Origin of the sequence: Pseudomonas canadensis (assembly GCF_030980095.1) — a bacterium.
Taxonomy (GTDB): Bacteria; Pseudomonadota; Gammaproteobacteria; order Pseudomonadales; family Pseudomonadaceae; genus Aquipseudomonas; species Aquipseudomonas canadensis.
Map to the genome: position 1 here is coordinate 4,163,685 of NZ_CP133298.1, position 17,130 is coordinate 4,180,814.

The 17,130-nt window shown below is 57.8% G+C and carries 21 protein-coding genes; 6 read left to right on the plus strand and 15 right to left on the minus strand.

Annotated elements, in window-relative coordinates; genetic code table 11:
* Positions 1–14: 14 nt before the first annotated feature.
* From pheS to thrS, 5 genes are all read right to left on the minus strand, one after another.
* Complete coding sequence (gene pheS / locus RB216_RS19175) at positions 15–1,031, minus strand: phenylalanine--tRNA ligase subunit alpha (RefSeq protein WP_236318792.1); 1,017 nt, start codon at positions 1,029–1,031, stop codon at positions 15–17.
* Between the two features lie 109 nt (positions 1,032–1,140).
* The gene (gene rplT / locus RB216_RS19180) at positions 1,141–1,497 is read right to left on the minus strand and encodes a 50S ribosomal protein L20 (RefSeq protein WP_003174975.1); all 357 of its coding nucleotides are present in this window, start codon (positions 1,495–1,497) and stop codon (positions 1,141–1,143) included.
* A 30-nt stretch (positions 1,498–1,527) separates the two neighbouring features.
* The gene (gene rpmI / locus RB216_RS19185) at positions 1,528–1,722 is read right to left on the minus strand and encodes a 50S ribosomal protein L35 (protein ID WP_002553160.1); all 195 of its coding nucleotides are present in this window, start codon (positions 1,720–1,722) and stop codon (positions 1,528–1,530) included.
* Between the two features lie 60 nt (positions 1,723–1,782).
* The gene (gene infC / locus RB216_RS19190; RefSeq protein WP_169850653.1) at positions 1,783–2,334 is read right to left on the minus strand and encodes a translation initiation factor IF-3; all 552 of its coding nucleotides are present in this window, start codon (positions 2,332–2,334) and stop codon (positions 1,783–1,785) included.
* The gene (thrS, locus tag RB216_RS19195; RefSeq protein WP_028617090.1) at positions 2,334–4,256 is read right to left on the minus strand and encodes a threonine--tRNA ligase; all 1,923 of its coding nucleotides are present in this window, start codon (positions 4,254–4,256) and stop codon (positions 2,334–2,336) included. The genes infC and thrS overlap by 1 nt, the downstream gene beginning before the upstream one ends.
* 368 nt (positions 4,257–4,624) lie before the next feature.
* On the opposite strand from thrS, the gene RB216_RS19200 reads away from it, so the two are divergent.
* The gene (locus RB216_RS19200; RefSeq protein WP_308907753.1) at positions 4,625–4,939 is read left to right on the plus strand and encodes a hypothetical protein; all 315 of its coding nucleotides are present in this window, start codon (positions 4,625–4,627) and stop codon (positions 4,937–4,939) included.
* A 289-nt stretch (positions 4,940–5,228) separates the two neighbouring features.
* Positions 5,229–5,441 (plus strand): cold-shock protein, encoded by a 213-nt coding sequence (locus RB216_RS19205; RefSeq protein WP_003234260.1) that lies wholly within the window; start codon positions 5,229–5,231, stop codon positions 5,439–5,441.
* Positions 5,442–5,514: 73 nt separating this feature from the next.
* Here the strand turns inward: RB216_RS19205 and RB216_RS19210 are convergent, their stop codons facing one another.
* Together RB216_RS19210 and RB216_RS19215 are read right to left on the minus strand one after the other, a co-directional pair.
* A complete protein-coding gene (locus RB216_RS19210) occupies positions 5,515–5,835 on the minus strand; it encodes an I78 family peptidase inhibitor (protein ID WP_025857833.1) in 321 nt (106 codons plus the stop codon).
* A 144-nt stretch (positions 5,836–5,979) separates the two neighbouring features.
* The gene (locus RB216_RS19215) at positions 5,980–6,288 is read right to left on the minus strand and encodes a hypothetical protein (protein ID WP_028617091.1); all 309 of its coding nucleotides are present in this window, start codon (positions 6,286–6,288) and stop codon (positions 5,980–5,982) included.
* Between the two features lie 170 nt (positions 6,289–6,458).
* Here RB216_RS19215 and RB216_RS19220 point away from each other — a divergent pair, with 170 nt between their 5' ends.
* The gene (locus tag RB216_RS19220) at positions 6,459–6,671 is read left to right on the plus strand and encodes a hypothetical protein (protein WP_010209115.1); all 213 of its coding nucleotides are present in this window, start codon (positions 6,459–6,461) and stop codon (positions 6,669–6,671) included.
* A gap of 33 nt (positions 6,672–6,704) precedes the next feature.
* On the opposite strand, the gene RB216_RS19225 is transcribed toward RB216_RS19220, so the two are convergent.
* Genes RB216_RS19225 through RB216_RS19255 form a run of 7 tightly spaced genes read right to left on the minus strand, consistent with a single transcriptional unit; the run spans position 6,705 to position 13,668 of the window.
* A complete protein-coding gene (locus tag RB216_RS19225; protein WP_068934153.1) occupies positions 6,705–7,733 on the minus strand; it encodes a nucleoside hydrolase in 1,029 nt (342 codons plus the stop codon).
* A 25-nt stretch (positions 7,734–7,758) separates the two neighbouring features.
* Complete coding sequence (gene rbsD, locus RB216_RS19230; protein WP_068934151.1) at positions 7,759–8,163, minus strand: D-ribose pyranase; 405 nt, start codon at positions 8,161–8,163, stop codon at positions 7,759–7,761.
* Entirely contained in the window at positions 8,160–9,077 is a 918-nt protein-coding gene (gene rbsK, locus RB216_RS19235) for a ribokinase (RefSeq protein WP_068934149.1), read from the minus strand. Before rbsK ends, rbsD begins: the two co-directional genes overlap by 4 nt.
* A 23-nt stretch (positions 9,078–9,100) precedes the next feature.
* Positions 9,101–10,123, minus strand: a complete 1,023-nt coding sequence (locus tag RB216_RS19240) for a LacI family DNA-binding transcriptional regulator (protein ID WP_016978154.1) — start codon at positions 10,121–10,123, stop codon at positions 9,101–9,103.
* Positions 10,124–10,126: 3 nt separating this feature from the next.
* A complete protein-coding gene (locus RB216_RS19245; protein ID WP_010209107.1) occupies positions 10,127–11,104 on the minus strand; it encodes an ABC transporter permease in 978 nt (325 codons plus the stop codon).
* The gene (locus tag RB216_RS19250) at positions 11,101–12,654 is read right to left on the minus strand and encodes a sugar ABC transporter ATP-binding protein (RefSeq protein ID WP_016978156.1); all 1,554 of its coding nucleotides are present in this window, start codon (positions 12,652–12,654) and stop codon (positions 11,101–11,103) included. The genes RB216_RS19245 and RB216_RS19250 overlap by 4 nt, the downstream gene beginning before the upstream one ends.
* Positions 12,655–12,711: 57 nt before the next feature.
* Positions 12,712–13,668: a sugar ABC transporter substrate-binding protein gene (locus RB216_RS19255; protein ID WP_016978157.1), complete on the minus strand. Its 957-nt coding sequence runs from the start codon at positions 13,666–13,668 to the stop codon at positions 12,712–12,714.
* Positions 13,669–14,222: 554 nt separating this feature from the next.
* Between RB216_RS19255 and RB216_RS19260 the strand changes: the two genes are divergently transcribed.
* The 3 genes from RB216_RS19260 to RB216_RS19270 all read left to right on the plus strand — a co-directional run bounded on the left by RB216_RS19260 (position 14,223) and on the right by RB216_RS19270 (position 16,499).
* A complete protein-coding gene (locus RB216_RS19260; protein WP_010209102.1) occupies positions 14,223–15,311 on the plus strand; it encodes an asparaginase in 1,089 nt (362 codons plus the stop codon).
* Positions 15,312–15,553: 242 nt separating this feature from the next.
* A complete protein-coding gene (locus RB216_RS19265) occupies positions 15,554–15,805 on the plus strand; it encodes a DUF1654 domain-containing protein (RefSeq protein ID WP_028617096.1) in 252 nt (83 codons plus the stop codon).
* A gap of 4 nt (positions 15,806–15,809) precedes the next feature.
* Positions 15,810–16,499 (plus strand): endonuclease, encoded by a 690-nt coding sequence (locus RB216_RS19270; protein WP_308907754.1) that lies wholly within the window; start codon positions 15,810–15,812, stop codon positions 16,497–16,499.
* 31 nt (positions 16,500–16,530) lie between these two features.
* On the opposite strand, the gene RB216_RS19275 is transcribed toward RB216_RS19270, so the two are convergent.
* Positions 16,531–16,896: an SPOR domain-containing protein gene (locus tag RB216_RS19275; protein WP_032864195.1), complete on the minus strand. Its 366-nt coding sequence runs from the start codon at positions 16,894–16,896 to the stop codon at positions 16,531–16,533.
* Between the last annotated feature and the right edge of the window lie 234 nt (positions 16,897–17,130).

Sequence of the window (17,130 nt, forward strand, 5' to 3'; positions counted from 1 at the left end):
AAGATTCGTTACGACTAGCGAAATTGCGCGAGGAACCGCAAGTCGTTGTCGAAGAACAGACGCAAGTCGTTCACGCCGTAACGCAGCATGGCCAGACGCTCAACGCCCATGCCGAAGGCAAAGCCCGAGAACTCTTCTGGATCGATGCCGGACATGCGCAGCACGTTAGGGTGAACCATGCCGCAGCCCATGACTTCCAGCCAGCCGGTCTGCTTGCAGACGCGGCAGCCTTTGCCGCTGCACATCACGCATTCCATATCGACTTCAGCGGATGGCTCGGTGAACGGGAAGAACGATGGGCGGAACCGCACCGCCAACTCCTTCTCGAAGAACACCCGCAGGAATTCTTCGATGGTGCCTTTGAGGTCGGCGAAGTTGATGTCGCGATCAACCAGCAGGCCTTCGACCTGGTGGAACATCGGCGAGTGGGTGATATCGGAGTCGCTACGGTACACACGGCCTGGGCAGACAATGCGGATCGGCGGCTTGTTCGCTTCCATGGTGCGGACCTGTACCGGAGAGGTATGGGTGCGCAACAGCATGTTCGCGTTGAAATAGAAGGTGTCGTGCATCGACCGGGCCGGGTGATGGCCTGGGATGTTGAGCGCCTCGAAGTTGTGATAATCGTCTTCGACCTCGGGGCCTTCGGCAATGCCGTAGCCAATGTGGGTGAAGAACTGCTCGATACGTTCCAGAGTCCGGGTGATCGGGTGCAGACCGCCCGAGGCCTGGCCGCGACCAGGCAAGGTTACATCAATGGACTCGGCGGCGAGTTTGGCCGCGAGATCGGCCTCCTCCATGGTCGCCTTGCGCGCATTGAGTACCTCTGTGACACGCTCCTTGGCGACGTTGATCAGCGCACCGACTTGCGGACGCTCTTCTGCCGGCAAATTCCCCAGGGTCTTCATCACCTGAGTCAATTCACCTTTCTTGCCAAGGTAGTGAACCCGGATTTGCTCCAGGGCATTGATATCTTCAGCGCTTTGCACAGCCGCAAGGGCTTGGGCGACGAGCGCGTCCAGGTTTTCCATGTACAGACTCCAGATACAAAATAGGGGAAGAGCTTGAAGGCTCTTCCCCTATTTAAGACGTTTACCACCTTGGGCTACAGACGTAACCCAGGGTGATTGTCGGGGGTACTTAAGCCAGAGTGGCTTTAGCTTTCTCGACAATCGCAGCAAACACCGCTTTTTCGTTCACTGCCAGTTCGGCCAGAACCTTACGGTCGATCTCGATGGAAGCTTTTTTCAGGCCAGCGATGAAACGGCTGTAGGACAGACCGTTAACACGTGCACCAGCGTTGATACGAGCGATCCACAGAGCGCGGAACTGACGTTTTTTCTGACGACGGTCGCGGTAGGCGTATTGGCCTGCCTTGATTACCGCTTGCTTGGCAACACGGAATACGCGTGAACGCGCGCCGTAGTAGCCTTTAGCAAGTTTCAGAATTTTTTTGTGACGTTTACGGGCAATGACGCCACGCTTTACACGAGCCATGAGTTACTTCCTCTATTCTTGATCCAAAAATTAACGAAGGCGCAGCATGCGCTCGACTTTTGCCACGTCAGACGGATGCAGCAAGCTGCTACCGCGCAGTTGACGCTTACGCTTGGTCGACATTTTGGTCAGGATGTGGCTCTTGAAAGCGTGCTTGTGCTTGATACCGTTAGCAGTTTTCAGAAACCGCTTAGCAGCACCACTTTTAGTCTTCATCTTTGGCATGTTCGGATACTCCGCATTCAGTTGATAAACATAATCAGAAGGCCTGCCGTGCCCTGTTGATTACTTCTTCTTTTTCGGGGCGATGACCATGATCAGCTGGCGTCCTTCCATCTTAGGATGCTGTTCAACGGAACCGTACTCCAACAGGTCAGCTTCAACCCGCTTGAGGAGTTCCATGCCCAGCTCCTGGTGGGCCATCTCACGGCCGCGGAATCGCAAGGATACCTTGGCCCTGTCCCCATCACTCAGGAAACGTACCAGGTTGCGCAGTTTTACCTGGTAATCCCCTTCCTCCGTCCCTGGACGAAACTTGATTTCTTTTACTTGAATCTGCTTCTGGTTCTTCTTCGCCGCTGCAATCTGCTTCTTCTTTTCGAAGATCGACTTGCCGTAGTCCATCACCCGGCAAACAGGCGGGACTGCGTCGGCGGAGATTTCCACCAGGTCCAATTTGGACTCTTCAGCGATACGAAGCGCTTCATCAATCGAGACGATGCCAATCTGCTCGCCGTCAGCGCCAATTAACCGAACCTCGCGTGCCGAGATATTCTCGTTGATCGGGGCTTTCGGTGCAGCTCGTTTATCTTGTCTCATTTCACGCTTAATAATAATTACTCCGAATCTGGGCGACCACGCCGGGAAACCGCTTGCGCGAGGAACTCAGCGAACTGGGCGACGGGCATCGAGCCCAGGTCAGCACCTTCACGAGTACGCACAGCGACAGTCTGCATCTCGACTTCCCGATCTCCGATAACCAAAAGATAGGGAACCTTGAGCAAAGTATGCTCGCGGATTTTAAAGCCGATCTTTTCATTTCTCAAGTCGGACTTGGCACGAAACCCGCTTTCGTTGAGAGTTTTTTCAACTTCGGCGGCAAAATCTGCCTGTTTATCAGTGATATTCATGATCACTGCCTGGGTCGGAGCCAGCCACGCAGGGAATGCACCCTCGTAGTGCTCGATCAGGATCCCGACGAACCGTTCGAACGAACCGAGGATCGCCCGGTGCAGCATAACCGGGTGTTTACGGCTGTTGTCTTCGGACACGTATTCGGCGCCCAGACGGATCGGCAGGTTAAAATCGAGCTGCAGGGTACCACACTGCCAGACGCGGCCAAGGCAATCTTTCAGCGAGAACTCGATCTTCGGACCGTAGAAGGCGCCTTCGCCAGGCTGCAGATCATACGCAAGGCCCGCGCTGTCGAGCGCAGCGGCCAGTGCCGCTTCGGCGCGATCCCATAGCTCGTCGGAACCGACGCGTTTTTCCGGACGAGTGGACAGCTTCATCTCGACTTCGGTAAAGCCGAAATCGCGATAAACGTCCATGGTCAGCTTGATAAACGCGGCGGATTCGGCCTGCATCTGCTCTTCGGTGCAGAAGATGTGGGCGTCATCCTGGGTGAAACCACGCACGCGCATGATGCCGTGCAGCGCACCCGAGGGCTCGTTACGGTGGCAGGCACCGAACTCGGCCAGGCGCATCGGCAACTCGCGGTAGCTTTTCAGGCCTTGGTTGAACACCTGCACGTGGCATGGGCAGTTCATTGGCTTGATCGCGTAGTCGCGGTTTTCCGACTGAGTCGTGAACATGTTGTCGGCGTAGTTGGCCCAATGCCCGGATTTTTCCCAGAGGCTACGGTCAACAACCTGGGGCGTCTTGATCTCCAGGTAGCCATTGTCGCGCTGTACTTTGCGCATGTACTGCTCAAGCACCTGGTACAGGGTCCAGCCGTTCGGGTGCCAGAACACCATGCCCGGCGCTTCTTCCTGGAGGTGGAACAGGTTCAGGCGCTTGCCGATCTTGCGGTGGTCGCGTTTCTCAGCTTCTTCGATGCGCTGGATGTAGGCCGCCAGCTGCTTCTTGTCAGCCCAGGCGGTGCCGTAGATCCGCTGCAGTTGCTCGTTCTTCGCGTCGCCACGCCAGTAGGCGCCGGACAGCTTGGTCAGCTTGAACGACTTGAGGAAACGTGTGTTCGGCACGTGTGGGCCACGGCACATGTCGACGTATTCTTCGTGGTAGTACAGGCCCATGGCCTGCTCTTCCGGCATGTCTTCCACCAGGCGCAGCTTGTAGTCCTCGCCACGGGCGGTGAACACGTCGATCACTTCGGCGCGCGGCGTGACCTTCTTGATCACGTCGTAATCTTTTTCGATCAGCTGGTGCATGCGCTGTTCGATCGCAGCCAGGTCGTCCGGAGTAAAAGGCCGCTCATAGGCGATGTCGTAATAGAAGCCTTCTTCAATGACCGGGCCGATCACCATTTTCGCGGTTGGATACAGTTGCTTGACCGCGTGGCCAATCAAATGCGCGCAAGAGTGGCGAATGATCTCCAGCCCCTCTTGATCCTTGGGCGTGATGATTTGCAGGCTGGCATCGCCGGTGATCAAGTCGCTGGCATCGACGAGCTTGCCGTCGACCTTGCCGGCCACGGTGGCCTTGGCCAGGCCAGCACCAATGGATGCGGCGACCTCGGCTACGGAAACCGAATGATCGAATGAACGTTGACTGCCGTCGGGAAGAGTAATAGTTGGCATGGCGCCTCCTCTCCTAGTGGTGACCCCTACCAAAGGTCACGTGGGTTGGGATGAGCCAGTACAAGATCCAACACCAGGCCGTTCAATGATGAACGCCTGCCTTACAGCGGCAGGAGCCTTTCGGCCAACCGATAATCGAACCAGAGTGACTGGAGTGAGCTAAAAAAGAACCTGGCAAGGCGGCAATTGGCACGCCTGGAAATAGCCAAGCGCAAGATGCTAGCACAGATGAACGGTCATCGCGGCGCTGCTATCTTGCGTAAATACAAATTCCGCCCTTTATAGCTGCAAAAGTGAACTTGGGCTGTACGCGAGCCCTCAAACCCTCCGAGAATCGCCGTTCGTCCTCGACCCAAAGGAGCATCCTCATGATGCGTTTTACCTCTACCCTCGCTCTCGCCGCCTCCCTGACCCTCCTTTCCTTCGGCGCACAGGCGGCAGCCCCGTCGAACTGGCCAGCCGGTGCACGCGACAGCTTCGTCAGCGACTGCAGCGCCGCCGCCAGCCAGAACGTAGACGTCAAAACCGCCAAAGCCCATTGCGAATGTGGCGCTGACAAGATCAACGCCGAACTGAGCACTGCCGAAATCAAAGAACTGATGACCAATCAGAACGCTAGTCCGGAGCTTAAAAACAAAGCTGTCGCGGCTATCTCGTCCTGCAAAGTCGTGAAGAAAAAGTAAGATTTGCGACTGATCACACAGCTGTTTTGCCGGAAAAATGGCCCGAAAACTGCCATTTCTCACAAATTACACAGGTTTTACGGCTTTTTTTACCAGCTGATATTTCGAGCTTAAGCCCCGTAAATCGGGGCTTTCAGCCGATCAAGGCACTAAACGCAACGCTATTGATTAGCAAACAATGCCTTGGGGGGGCTCCCAAGCCGAACATTTCGACTATGATAGCCCGGTGTGCCCAGTTGGCCTGAGCAGCACAGCACTACTGAAAATATATGTTTCTTGGAGATACACCATGTCTAATCGCCAAACCGGCACCGTTAAATGGTTCAACGATGAAAAAGGCTTCGGCTTCATCACTCCTCAAGGTGGCGGTGACGACCTGTTCGTACACTTCAAAGCTATCGAAAGCGACGGTTTCAAAAGCCTGAAAGAAGGCCAAACCGTTTCCTTCGTGGCTGAGAAAGGCCAAAAGGGTATGCAAGCTGCACAGGTTCGCGGCGAGTAATTCTCCGCTGAGCTAAAAAAACCCCGTCCATGTGACGGGGTTTTTTATGGGCGCTGCAAAAGCCTGGAGCGACTTATCCGCAATTGACCCGTGTGATCACCAGATTGTCGTCGGTGTTCAGGTTCAAGCGATCGGAGCGGTACTCCAGGGTGATCATGTCGTTCGGCTTGAGGATGCGCGCATTCTGCGCACCGGCACGGGTACGCGCCTGCTCCAGCAACTGGGGCGAAGCTTTCTGGCCGATGGTGAATTCGGCGGCCTTCGACTCACAGCGGCTATGACCGGCATCGGCCACGGCGGCGTCTTTGGCTGGCTCAGAGGCACCCGGGGTGCTGCAACCCGCCAACGCGAGTGCTGCCAACAAAGTACCGAATGATGCGAGCTTCCAAGGCATGAAGCCTCCTATGATAAAAAATGGACAGAGATCGTGCGACAGCGATTGTGCGGATTGGTTTCAAGACGTAAACCGCCGCTGGGCAAGTCTGCCTGACTCTCGACAGGCATTCGCCCGGTCAATCGTGACCAGATATGAATGTATTCAGTAGATGTCGATGTAGTCGAACGCCGGCTTCGGCCAGTTTTCCTTCAGCGCATTGAAAATCTGCGTCACCCAGACTTCGTCGCTGGCGGCCACATTGCCTACGTACCCGGAACCCTTGGCCCAGGTCTCCAGGCGAAACAGCAGCCCGTCGATGTCTACACCGCCTACAACCTTCCCAGAGGAGATGTAGGCGATTCCAGCTTTGGTCACCCGTAACTGGGTATGTTCGTCGTCGTTGGCACTGGCGAGCAGTTGGCGCACATTCGCCAATGTCAGGTTCTCGGGGTTGCTCAAATCGATCTGCACGTGGTGTCCCCGGCAATTAAACAGGCGGACAGTGTCGCACAGCGCTGCCGTCATTCCGAATCGCCTCATGCCTAAGTATCAGTGCCAAACGCGATACAAAATGGTTAACTGGCCCGGTAAGCACCGCGTTCCAGCGCACTACCCAGTACTTTCAGCCCCGCGAGACAGTCATGACCACCGTAACGCTCCAAGCCGACATCAAAGCCAAGTGGCCCCAAGGGCAAAGCTCATACAGCCCCGGCAGCCCAGAGGAATTGGCAATCATCGGTATCGACCTGCTGGTCAAGGAACTGGGCACGCAGGCGGCACAAGCGTTCATCGGCCAGATATTCGAGAAATATCCGGCCGATCACATGGGGGCACACGACCCCGAGCGCGAATAAGAACCGGCCGGCGAACGCCGACCGGTAGAACCATTACTTCAGACGCGCCAGGCGCTCGGTCAGCAGATCGAAAAAGCCCTGGGCGTCGCCGTTCTCAACCCAGAACACATTCTTTTCCTGCTTCAGGCCGTCGTACCAATCGACGATGGTCTGGCCAAAGGTCGGCCCCTCACGGCTATCCACCACCATATTGGCCTGACGACCACTGAACAGCGAAGGCTTGAGCAGGTAAGCAATGACGGTAGCGTCATGCACCGGACCACCTGGAATACCGTAGTGCTCCATGTCGCCCTTGACGTATTCGTTAAGAATATCGCCCACCACCTTGCTCGCGTTGTTCTTGATGTCGGCGATCTTTTTCAGGCGTGCTTCGCTGGTCAGCACCTTGTGGGTCACGTCCAACGGCAGGTAGGTCAGCTTGACGCCGCTCTTGAGCACAATCTCGGCTGCCACCGGGTCGGCGAAAAGGTTGAATTCCGCCACCGGAGTGATATTGCCGCCATTGAAGTGCGCGCCACCCATCACCACCACTTCCTTGATGCCTTGGGTGATTTCCGGCGCCTGGGTCAGTGCCAGCGCCAGGTTGGTCTGCGGGCCGAGCATGGCGATGGTGATGCTGTGCGGCTTGGCGGTGCTCAGGGTCTTGATCAGGTAGTCAACGGCATTGCCGTCCGCCAGGCCCTTCTTGGGCTCATGCACGGTGACGCCGGAAATACCCTCCTTGCCATGGATGTTCTCGGCGTAGATCGGCTTGCGCAGCAGCGGCGCTGGCGCACCGGCGTACACCGGGATTTCCTCGCGCCCTGCCCACTCGCGGGCCAGGCGCGCGTTGCGGGAGGTCTTGTCCAGGCGCACGTTGCCGGCGACGGTGGTCAGCGCACGGATATTCAGCTCATCCGGGGAGGCCATGGCGAACAGCAAGGCCACTACATCATCAGCACCGGGGTCGGTATCGATGATCAGATCGATCTTTTCCGCCGCCTGGGCGCTTGCAGCAGTGAGTGCGGACAAAAGCAGAACACTCCGGAACAGGTTTTTCAGGGTTGGGAGACCACGTTGCATAAAACACTCCTTGTCGTTGGGAACGCTAGAACGTTACGCCGGATACCAGCGCGATATTGCAGTAAGGCTGACATTCGCCAGTGCGCACCACGGCGCGCGCCTTGCGGCTGAGCTGCTTAAATTCTTCATGGCTGACCAGGCGTCGCTCACCGAGGGCAGCCTGTTCTGTGAGCGTGTTGAGTTCAGCCAGCGCCGGCGGTTGCTTGAGCAGGATTTCTTCGGCCAACACATGGCACTCCACCTGCATTTCACTGAGCACGATACGCAAGGTGCTGATGAAGTCCGGGATGCCTTGGGTCAACGCCAGGTCAATCAGCTCGACGCCAGGGGGCACCGGCAGGCCGGCATCACCGATCACCAGGATGTCGCCGTGCCCAAGTGAGGCGATCACACGCGACAGGGCAATATTGAGCAGAGGTGTCTTTTTCATGAGTGCACAAAACCTTGTACGTCGTGCAGCGTTGGAATAGAGGGTTGCGCGCCGGCACGGGTGACCGACAACGCCGCCGCGACCTGGCCAAAACGGATGGCCTCTGCCTCGCTCTTGCCGTTGGCCAGTGCCGCCGCAAAGCCGCCGACGAAGGTGTCGCCCGCGGCCGTGGTGTCGACCGCCTTGACCTTTGGCGCTTGCAGATGCTCAAAGCGTTGGCCGTCGGTAAACAGCGTGCCCTGAGACCCCAGGGTGATGATCACTTTACCGGCTCCGGCCTGGATCAGTTGGGTCGCCGCCACCTTGGCGCTGTCAATTGAGTCGACCGTCACGCCGCTCAGTGCAGCGGCTTCGCTTTCATTGGGAATGAGGTAATCGATCGACGCGTACCACTCAGCCGGCAATGGACCGCTGGCCGGGGCTGGGTTGAGGATCACCGTCTTGCCCAGCTCGCGGCCGCGCTTGAGGGTGTAGCCCACTGTATTCATCGGCACTTCCAGTTGGCAGACGATCACGTCAGCCGCCTGCAGCACCGCGTCGAACGCCTGCAACGAGGCCGGCGTCAGTTCACCGTTGCTGCCCGCCACGATCACAATCGCGTTCTGGCTGCTGTCATCCACCACGATCAAGGCCACGCCACTGGAGCCATCCACGGTACTGACGGCCTGGCAATCAATCCCCTCAACCAGCAATGCGTCACGCAATTGAGTGCCATAGGCATCGGTGCCGACGCAGCCGATCATCGACACATCGGCGCCCAGTCTCGCCGAAGCGACGGCCTGGTTCGCGCCCTTTCCGCCAGGCACGGTGGAAAATGTCTGCCCGATGAGTGTTTCACCGGCACGCGGCAGCCGGCTGGCGCGGGTCACCAGGTCCATGTTCAAGCTGCCTACTACCACTACTTTTGCTGGCATACATCAGTACTCATCAATTCGGTTCAGCGGTATTGCGCGAATGTTCCGGCGACGGGCGCCGTCGACTCACGCAATACGATGCTCGGCGTCACGATGCGTTGATCGATCGGCATGTGGGGTGTCGCAATTCTTCGCAGTAACAGCTCGGCCGCCGTCTCGCCCAGTTGCACGATCGACTGCCCGACCGTCGTCAACGCTGGGTAGACGTAACGGCCCATTTGGATATCATCAAAACCGATCACTGACAGCTCGCCCGGCACGCGGATATTGCGCTCGGCTGCTGCGCGCAACACGCCGAAACCGATCATGTCGTTGCTGGCAAAAATCGCGCTGGGCGGATTGTGCGCCAACAACTGCACGGCGGCGGCATAACCGCCCGTGCTGGTGAAGTCGCTCTCCTGGGTGCGATTGGCTGCCACGTCGACTCCCGCCTCTCGCAGCGCGCGGTGATACCCCGCCAGACGCATCTGCGCGACCCGGGTATGGGCCGGACCGCCGATGCAGGCGATGTCTCGGTGGCCCAGTTCGAGCAAGTGTCGGGTCGCCAGGTAGGCGCCCTCCTCATGGTCGATACGCACCAGGTCCACGTCAATGCCATCCAGCGCCCGGTCGACGATCACCATGGGCGTACGCACCGCGCTCAAGCCGGCGGCAAGACCGCTGTCGTCGCCGCCCACCGAGGTCACGATCAAGCCGTCGATGCGTTTTTCCAGTAACACACGCAAATAGTTGCGCTGCTTTTCAGCGTTGTCGTCGGAGTTGCACAGGATCACGCAATAGCCGTTACGCTCGCAGTAATCCTCGATGCCGCGGGCCAGTTCCGCAAAATACGGGTTGAGGCTGTTGGGCACCAGCAAACCGATGGTGGCCGTGGTCTTGGCCTTGAGCGAACGCGCTACGGCACTGGGCACGTAGTCGAGCTGCTTGATCGCCGCTTCGACCTTGATACGTACCGGCTCGCTGACCGGGCGCGTCTTGTTCACCACATGGGACACCGTGGTGTAGGAAATACCCGCAAGCGCTGCCACATCCTTGATCGTTGCCATAGTTCAGCCTCGCCGACTGGCGCGCTGACTGCGGTAGGTATCGAGGACCACGGCAATCACGATCACGGCGCCGGTAATGATGCGCTTCGTGGGCTCCGTGGCACCGATCTGCGCCAGGCCGGCGGCCAATACTGAAATAATCAACACACCAAAAAAGGTGCTGATCACTGAGCCGCGCCCGCCCATCAGGCTGGTACCGCCGATCACCACCGCCGCAATCACTTGCAGCTCAAGGCCGGAGCCGGCATTCGGGTCTGCCGCTTCCAGGCGCGAGATCTGGAACAGCGCGGCCACACCGGCCAGCAGGCCCATGAGGCTGAACACCAGGATCTTGTAGGGCTTGGGATTGATCCCTGCCAGACGCACGGCCTCTTCGTTGGTGCCGATACCGATCAGGTAACGACCAAACACGGTACGCGTCAGTACAAGCTGCGCAGCGATGATCACCAGCAAGGCAATGATGAATGACGGGGAGATGCCAAAGGCAATCGGGTTGGACAGCCAGGCAAACGAATCACCGATGTAAGCGGTACGCGAGCCGGTCATTTGGTACGCCACGCCACGGGCCATTTCCAGCACGCCCAGGGACACGATGAACGACGGAATGCGCCAGGCCACGGTGATCGAGCCGGTAATGGTGCCCGCCAACGCCGCACAGCCCATGCCCAGCACGGCAGCCGGCAACACGCTCCAGCCCCAGCCGAGAATCGCCACGCTGACAGCCGACGCCGCCAGGGCCAGTACAGAACCTACCGACAGGTCGATGCCGCCGATGATGAGGATGAAGGTCATGCCCACCGCCAGCACCATCAGGTCTGGAATCTGGTTGGCCAGGGTGCTGAAGGTGTCATAGGACAGGAAGTGGTCGCTAAGTACCGAGAACAGCGCAATCATCGCCAGCAAGGCGCCCGCCAGCCCCAGGTAAGTACCCAGGCCATAGAAATTGCCGCCAGTCTTGCCGGGGGAAGTTGTGGTTTTCATGGGGTATCCCTAAGTACTGCGTCGTTGAGCAGCGCATCACGTTTCTGATAGCCGGCGAAAGCGGCGGCGAGCAATTCGTCCTGGGTCCAGCTGTCGCGCTCGAAGGTCTCGATCAAGCGCCCGGCGGACAACACACCGATGCGGTCGCAAATCAGCATGAGTTCACGCAGGTCGCTGGACACCACCACCAGCGCTTTGCCCTGGCGGGTCAACTCGCCCAGCAAGGCATAAATATCGAACTTGGCACCGACGTCGATGCCACGGGTCGGCTCATCGAACAGCATTACCGAGCAATCACGCTCCAGCCAGCGGCCTATCACCACTTTCTGCTGGTTACCACCGGACAGCTCGGAGACCAACTGCGCCGGACTGGAACTGCGGATGCGCATGGCATCGATCTGACGCTTGGCCAGCGCGGTTTCATTGCGGCTGTTGACGACGCCACCGCCGGAAATTTCCGGCATGTTGCCCAGGGCAATGTTGGCGCTGATGGATTGAGTCAGCAGCAGGCCTTCGCCTTTGCGGTCCTCGGTTATCAGGGCAATGCCATGACCCACCGCGTCCACCGGCGAGCGAATGCTCACCACTTGGGCTGGCGAGCCGAGCGCCACGGTACCGCTGTCGGCCAGGTCGGCGCCGAAGATCAGGCGCAACAGTTCAGTACGACCGGCACCGATCAGGCCGGAGATGCCGTAAATCTCGCCCGCACGCACTTCGAAGGACACGTCGCGGACTTTGTCCGAGCGGGTCAGGCCTTTCACCGTCAGGGCCGGGCCACCAATGGTGCGCGGGCCCAGGTCGATGTGCTCGCCCAGCTCGCGACCTACCATCAAAGTGACCAGTTGTTCGCTGTTGTAGTTGGCCATCGGCTCGACACAGACCAGCTTGCCGTCGCGCAATACCGCAATGCGTTGAGCCACACGGGCCAGCTCTTCCAGCCGGTGTGAAATGTAGATGATCGCCACGCCCCGGGCCTGCAGGCGGGTGATTTGTTCAAATAGCATCTCGACTTCACGCGCCGTGAGCATCGCCGTGGGTTCGTCGAGGATCAGTACGTGGCAGTCGCCAATCAGGTTACGGGCGATCTCGACCATCTGCTGATGGCCAATACCCAGGCTGCCGACCAGTGTGTCCGGGTCGATAGCATCCAGGCCGACTTGGGCCATGGCCTCGATCGCAGCCTTGCGCAGTTGTTTGCGGCTGATCCAACCACAGTGGCTGGGCAGGTTATCCAGGAACAGGTTTTCGGCGACGGTCAGTGTCGGCAGCAGGTTGAGTTCCTGCATGACCATGCGCACGCCCAGTTCTTCGGCCTGGGTGCGACTGCCGGGGCGATAGTCCTGCCCATTGAACTGCATGTGCCCGGTGGTCGGCGTGACCAGCCCGCCGATGATCTTCGACAAGGTGCTTTTGCCTGCGCCGTTCTCACCGGTCAACGCCAGCACTTCCCCGCGATTGAGCGTCAGGGTGATGTCGGACAGAACCGGCTGGGCATAGGTCTTGCCGATACCGCTGACCGAGAGGACAGCGTTCGGGGCGGAAGATGACATAGGAAAATCTCCAGGCGCCCGCTCAGGACGAGCGGGCGCTGTTGGGTACTGCCAGGATTACTTCTTGAGAACGAGCTCGACCGGGGTTTCGATCACGCCATCTTTGGCATCGACTTTCTCACCCTTGACCAGCTTGAGCGCGTTCTGGATACCGAACACGGCTTGCTGGGCAGCGGCCTGGTCAGCGGTGGCGAGTACGCGGCCGTCTTGCAACATCGGCTTGATGGCTTCGATGTTGTCGTAGCCCACGACCAGTACTTTGCCGGCCTTGCCTGCCGCACGTACGGCGGAGACAGCGCCCAACGCCATGTTGTCGTTACCGGCCAGCAGGGCCTTGAGGTCCGGGTACTCACTCAGCATGGCGGACGCGACCTTCTGGCCCTGGTCGATTTCCCAGTTGCCGGATTGGGTGGAGACGATCTTCATGCCGGCAGCGTCCATCGCATCCTTGTAGCCTGCGGTACGCTGCTGGGCGTTGGTGGTCGTCGGCACGCCTTCGATGATGCCGACCTTGTCACCCGAGGCCAGCTGCTTGGCCAGGTAGTCGCCCACCAACTTGGAGCCTTTGCGGTTGTCCGGACCTACGAACGGAATATCGAGGTTTTTGCTTTTGAGCACATCCGGGTCCAGGCGGTTGTCGATGTTGACGACCTTGATACCGGCATCCGAAGCCTTCTTCAGCACGGTGACCAGCGCCTTGGAGTCAGCCGGCGCGATGACGATGGCATTGACCTTGGCGAGGATCATCTGGTTGACGATATCGATCTGCGCACTGGTGTCGGTTTCGTTCTTGATCCCGTTGGTGATCATGTCGAAATCGGCGGCGTGTTCTTTCTGATAGGTCTTGGCACCGTCTTGCATGGTGACAAAGAATTCATTGGCGAGGGATTTCATGACCAGGCCGACCTTGGGTTTGGCGGCGTCATCGGCAAATGCAGAGGAGAGAGGCAAGGCAGCGGATGCGGCAGCAAGCACAGCGACAGCAAGAAGACGTCCAGCGAATGGCAGCTTCATGGGTTCACTCCGATCTTATGATTATTGTGAGCAACGCTTGCACCGAAGATCGCTTCGGCAGCCTTCCCACCCGGGTGGCTGATACGAGCTGTCACGATACTCCAGGAGTAATCCGTGAAACATCCCGCAAACGTTTGCGTTGTTCAAACTATGAGAACCTTGTCGAGATTTGTCAACGGTTGAAAACTGCCTTTCATCCACGCCCTCCCTTACGCCTGACCTTGGGTGCAGTTAAACATTGCACGCTTCCGGTCGTTCTCTAAAACGACAGGCTGCGCGACATCATTCATGCAAACTCAAAAGCCAAGCGGTCAACACTTTTCGGACAACCGAACGCAATACCGCCCGATGTTCGGAAAGCCGGACGCCTACTTCATCCCAGTCACCAGAAAAATAGCAAAAACCGTTATATATCAAATATTTATTTTATAACCATAAACACAATCAGCCTGGTACAGATCCTGCTCTACTCCATCACCTCGTGGCATTCAGAACCGCCCGGGTGTTCTAGATGAACCTGCTACAGCACTCATCAAAAACCAGAGAGAAAAATAATGAAATCTGCACTGAAAAACTTTGTTCCGGGCGCTTTAGCCCTCCTGCTGTTGTTCCCCGTTGCCGCCCAGGCAAAGGAAGTTGAATCCAAGACCAAACTGTCCAATGTGGTGATCCTTGCCACCGGCGGCACCATTGCCGGCGCCGGCGCCAGCGCGGCCAACAGTGCCACCTACCAGGCGGCCAAGGTCGGCATCGAGCAATTGATCGCCGGTGTTCCTGAGCTTAGCCAGATCGCCAATGTACGCGGCGAACAAGTTATGCAAATTGCGTCCGAAAGCATCAACAATGAAAACCTGCTGCAACTGGGGCGTCGCGTCGCCGAACTGGCTGACAGCAAGGACGTGGACGGCATCGTGATCACCCACGGTACCGACACCCTGGAAGAAACCGCCTACTTCCTGAACCTGGTGGAAAAAACCGACAAGCCAATCGTAGTGGTCGGCTCCATGCGCCCAGGCACCGCCATGTCGGCAGACGGCATGCTCAACCTGTACAACGCCGTGGCCGTGGCCGGTAGCAAAGATGCACGCGGCAAGGGCGTGCTGGTCACCATGAACGACGAGATCCAGTCGGGTCGCGACGTCAGCAAGATGATCAATATCAAGACCGAAGCATTCAAGAGCCCATGGGGCCCGCTGGGCATGGTGGTTGAAGGCAAATCCTACTGGTTCCGCTTGCCAGCCAAGCGTCACACCATGGATTCTGAATTCGATATCAAAAACATCAAGAGCCTGCCCGATGTCGAGATTGCCTATGGCTATGGCAACGTGAGCGATACCGCTTACAAGGCTCTGGCTCAAGCTGGCGCCAAAGCGATCATCCACGCTGGCACCGGCAATGGCTCAGTGTCCTCCAAGGTCGTGCCTGCTCTGGTAGAACTGCGCAAGCAAGGTGTGCAGATCATTCGTTCTTCCCATGTGAATGCCGGCGGCATGGTGCTGCGTAACGCCGAACAGCCTGACGACAAATACGATTGGGTCGCGGCCCTCGACCTCAACCCACAGAAAGCCCGCATCCTGGCGATGGTCGCCCTGACCAAGACCCAGGACAGCAAAGAGTTGCAACGGATGTTCTGGGAATACTGATTCCTGCTGTCCTCTGTAGGAGCGAGCTTGCTCGCGAAGGTCGTTAACACTGACGCTGTTTGTCTGGATTAACCCATCGCCCTCAAGCTTCTCGCGAGCAAGCTTGCTCCTACAAACCCCTTCTACCGCCCTACACGAAATTGCCTGAATTGCTGTCAGACGGACTTCTTGAAGTTTAAGTAGTTGCGAAATCACCTACAGTTAAATACTGTATGTGCGTACAGCTTATTAAGGAATACTCCGTGGCAAAGTCCTCTCCCGCAGTGCCAACCCCACCTGGTGCCTACGAACGCCTGGCCATTCGTGTGCAAAAGATCATCAATTCGACCAACGCGCAGAAAGCCAAGGCGGCCTTGATCTTCCGTTTGCCTGACGAACCTGAAGATGAGTGGGCGCGTTTGCTGGAGGAAATCGCGGAAAACGACAACGTCACCCTCGCTTATCGCGACGACGGCGGTGTGCAGATTTTCTGGGTTGTGCCGAAGGAAGATTGATTCAATGAGTGTCCGTTTTATCGCTGTGTTCTGTCTGTTTTTTGCCATCACCGCCCACGCCCAGGCGCCCCGCACCTTCAGCGAAGCCAAGAAGGTCGCCTGGAAACTCTACGCTCCCCAATCTACCGAGTTCTATTGCGGCTGCAAGTACACTGGCAACCGGGTGGATTTGAAAGCCTGCGGCTACATCCCACGCAAAAACGCCAACCGCGCTGCGCGCATTGAGTGGGAGCATATCGTTCCGGCTTGGCAAATCGGGCATCAGCGCCAGTGCTGGCAAGATGGCGGGCGCAAGAACTGCACGCGCCACGATAATGTGTTCAAGCGCGCCGAGGCCGACCTGCACAACCTGGTGCCGAGCATCGGCGAGGTCAATGGAGACCGTAACAACTTCAGTTTTGGTTGGCTGCCAGTGCAAAGCGGGCAATACGGCTCATGCCTGACCCAGGTGGACTTCAAAGCCAAGAAGGTGATGCCACGCCCATCCATCCGGGGAATGATCGCCCGCACGTATTTCTACATGAGCAAGCAGTACGGCTTGCGCCTGTCAAAACAGGATCGCCAGTTGTACGAAGCCTGGAACAAGACCTACCCAGTGCAAGCCTGGGAACGCCAGCGCAACCAGACCGTGGCGTGTGTGATGGGGCGCGGCAATGAGTTTGTCGGCCCGGTGAACCTTAAAGCCTGCGGTTGAATGTGTGCGGGGCTTGCGCCCCGCCAGGCTATTACTGGGCGGCCTTGTGCTCAATGATCTCTGACACCGTGTCAGTTTTCTTGGCACGGGCCATCTTCTCGTTAAGTAGCGTCTGCTTGGCCTCAGCCTCCGCCTTGGATGCGAACGGCCCCAGCAGGACTTCATCCTTGCCGTCCATCTTCACGATATAAAAATTGAAACCATGTTCCAGCAACCAGGCCGTGAGGTCGGTGATTGCCTGCAGCTTGTGGTCGGGCGGGCCTACCCGAATATCCCATTCCTGAGCGGCAATTGCGCCGGTTTGAGGCTGGCTTTCAGTCACGGCAGGCTTGGCCTTGGGCGCATCGACGCTTTTGCCTTCACCGCAACCGGCCAATGCCAACACCGCAATTGCCATCGCTACTTTACGCACTGCCCTGCTCCTTCAAAGATAAAGAGGCGACTTTATCATTCACTGTCTATTCTGGCCGTCATAAACGTTGGCTTAAACAATGCGAATCATGTATCGCAGACCTGTATGATGCCGCCATGGGAATTAATGTCGCCTCTATGCGTCCTAAAAGAGGCAGTCACAGGGAAGCGCTTAGCAGTAAGCTACACACATCCGACACCTGCCCTGTCTGAAACATGT

Bases quoted from the DNA above. Each gene is read 5' to 3' on its own strand.
- pheS (WP_236318792.1), bottom strand. From the start codon at position 1,031: ATGGAAAACCTGGACGCGCTCGTCGCCCAAGCCCTTGCGGCTGTGCAA.
- rplT (WP_003174975.1), bottom strand. From the start codon at position 1,497: ATGGCTCGTGTAAAGCGTGGCGTCATTGCCCGTAAACGTCACAAAAAA.
- rpmI (WP_002553160.1), bottom strand. From the start codon at position 1,722: ATGCCAAAGATGAAGACTAAAAGTGGTGCTGCTAAGCGGTTTCTGAAA.
- thrS (WP_028617090.1), bottom strand. From the start codon at position 4,256: ATGCCAACTATTACTCTTCCCGACGGCAGTCAACGTTCATTCGATCAT.
- RB216_RS19200 (WP_308907753.1), top strand. From the start codon at position 4,625: ATGATGCGTTTTACCTCTACCCTCGCTCTCGCCGCCTCCCTGACCCTC.
- RB216_RS19205 (WP_003234260.1), top strand. From the start codon at position 5,229: ATGTCTAATCGCCAAACCGGCACCGTTAAATGGTTCAACGATGAAAAA.
- RB216_RS19210 (WP_025857833.1), bottom strand. From the start codon at position 5,835: ATGCCTTGGAAGCTCGCATCATTCGGTACTTTGTTGGCAGCACTCGCG.
- RB216_RS19220 (WP_010209115.1), top strand. From the start codon at position 6,459: ATGACCACCGTAACGCTCCAAGCCGACATCAAAGCCAAGTGGCCCCAA.
- RB216_RS19225 (WP_068934153.1), bottom strand. From the start codon at position 7,733: ATGCAACGTGGTCTCCCAACCCTGAAAAACCTGTTCCGGAGTGTTCTG.
- rbsD (WP_068934151.1), bottom strand. From the start codon at position 8,163: ATGAAAAAGACACCTCTGCTCAATATTGCCCTGTCGCGTGTGATCGCC.
- rbsK (WP_068934149.1), bottom strand. From the start codon at position 9,077: ATGCCAGCAAAAGTAGTGGTAGTAGGCAGCTTGAACATGGACCTGGTG.
- RB216_RS19240 (WP_016978154.1), bottom strand. From the start codon at position 10,123: ATGGCAACGATCAAGGATGTGGCAGCGCTTGCGGGTATTTCCTACACC.
- RB216_RS19245 (WP_010209107.1), bottom strand. From the start codon at position 11,104: ATGAAAACCACAACTTCCCCCGGCAAGACTGGCGGCAATTTCTATGGC.
- RB216_RS19250 (WP_016978156.1), bottom strand. From the start codon at position 12,654: ATGTCATCTTCCGCCCCGAACGCTGTCCTCTCGGTCAGCGGTATCGGC.
- RB216_RS19255 (WP_016978157.1), bottom strand. From the start codon at position 13,668: ATGAAGCTGCCATTCGCTGGACGTCTTCTTGCTGTCGCTGTGCTTGCT.
- RB216_RS19260 (WP_010209102.1), top strand. From the start codon at position 14,223: ATGAAATCTGCACTGAAAAACTTTGTTCCGGGCGCTTTAGCCCTCCTG.
- RB216_RS19270 (WP_308907754.1), top strand. From the start codon at position 15,810: ATGAGTGTCCGTTTTATCGCTGTGTTCTGTCTGTTTTTTGCCATCACC.
- RB216_RS19275 (WP_032864195.1), bottom strand. From the start codon at position 16,896: ATGGCAATTGCGGTGTTGGCATTGGCCGGTTGCGGTGAAGGCAAAAGC.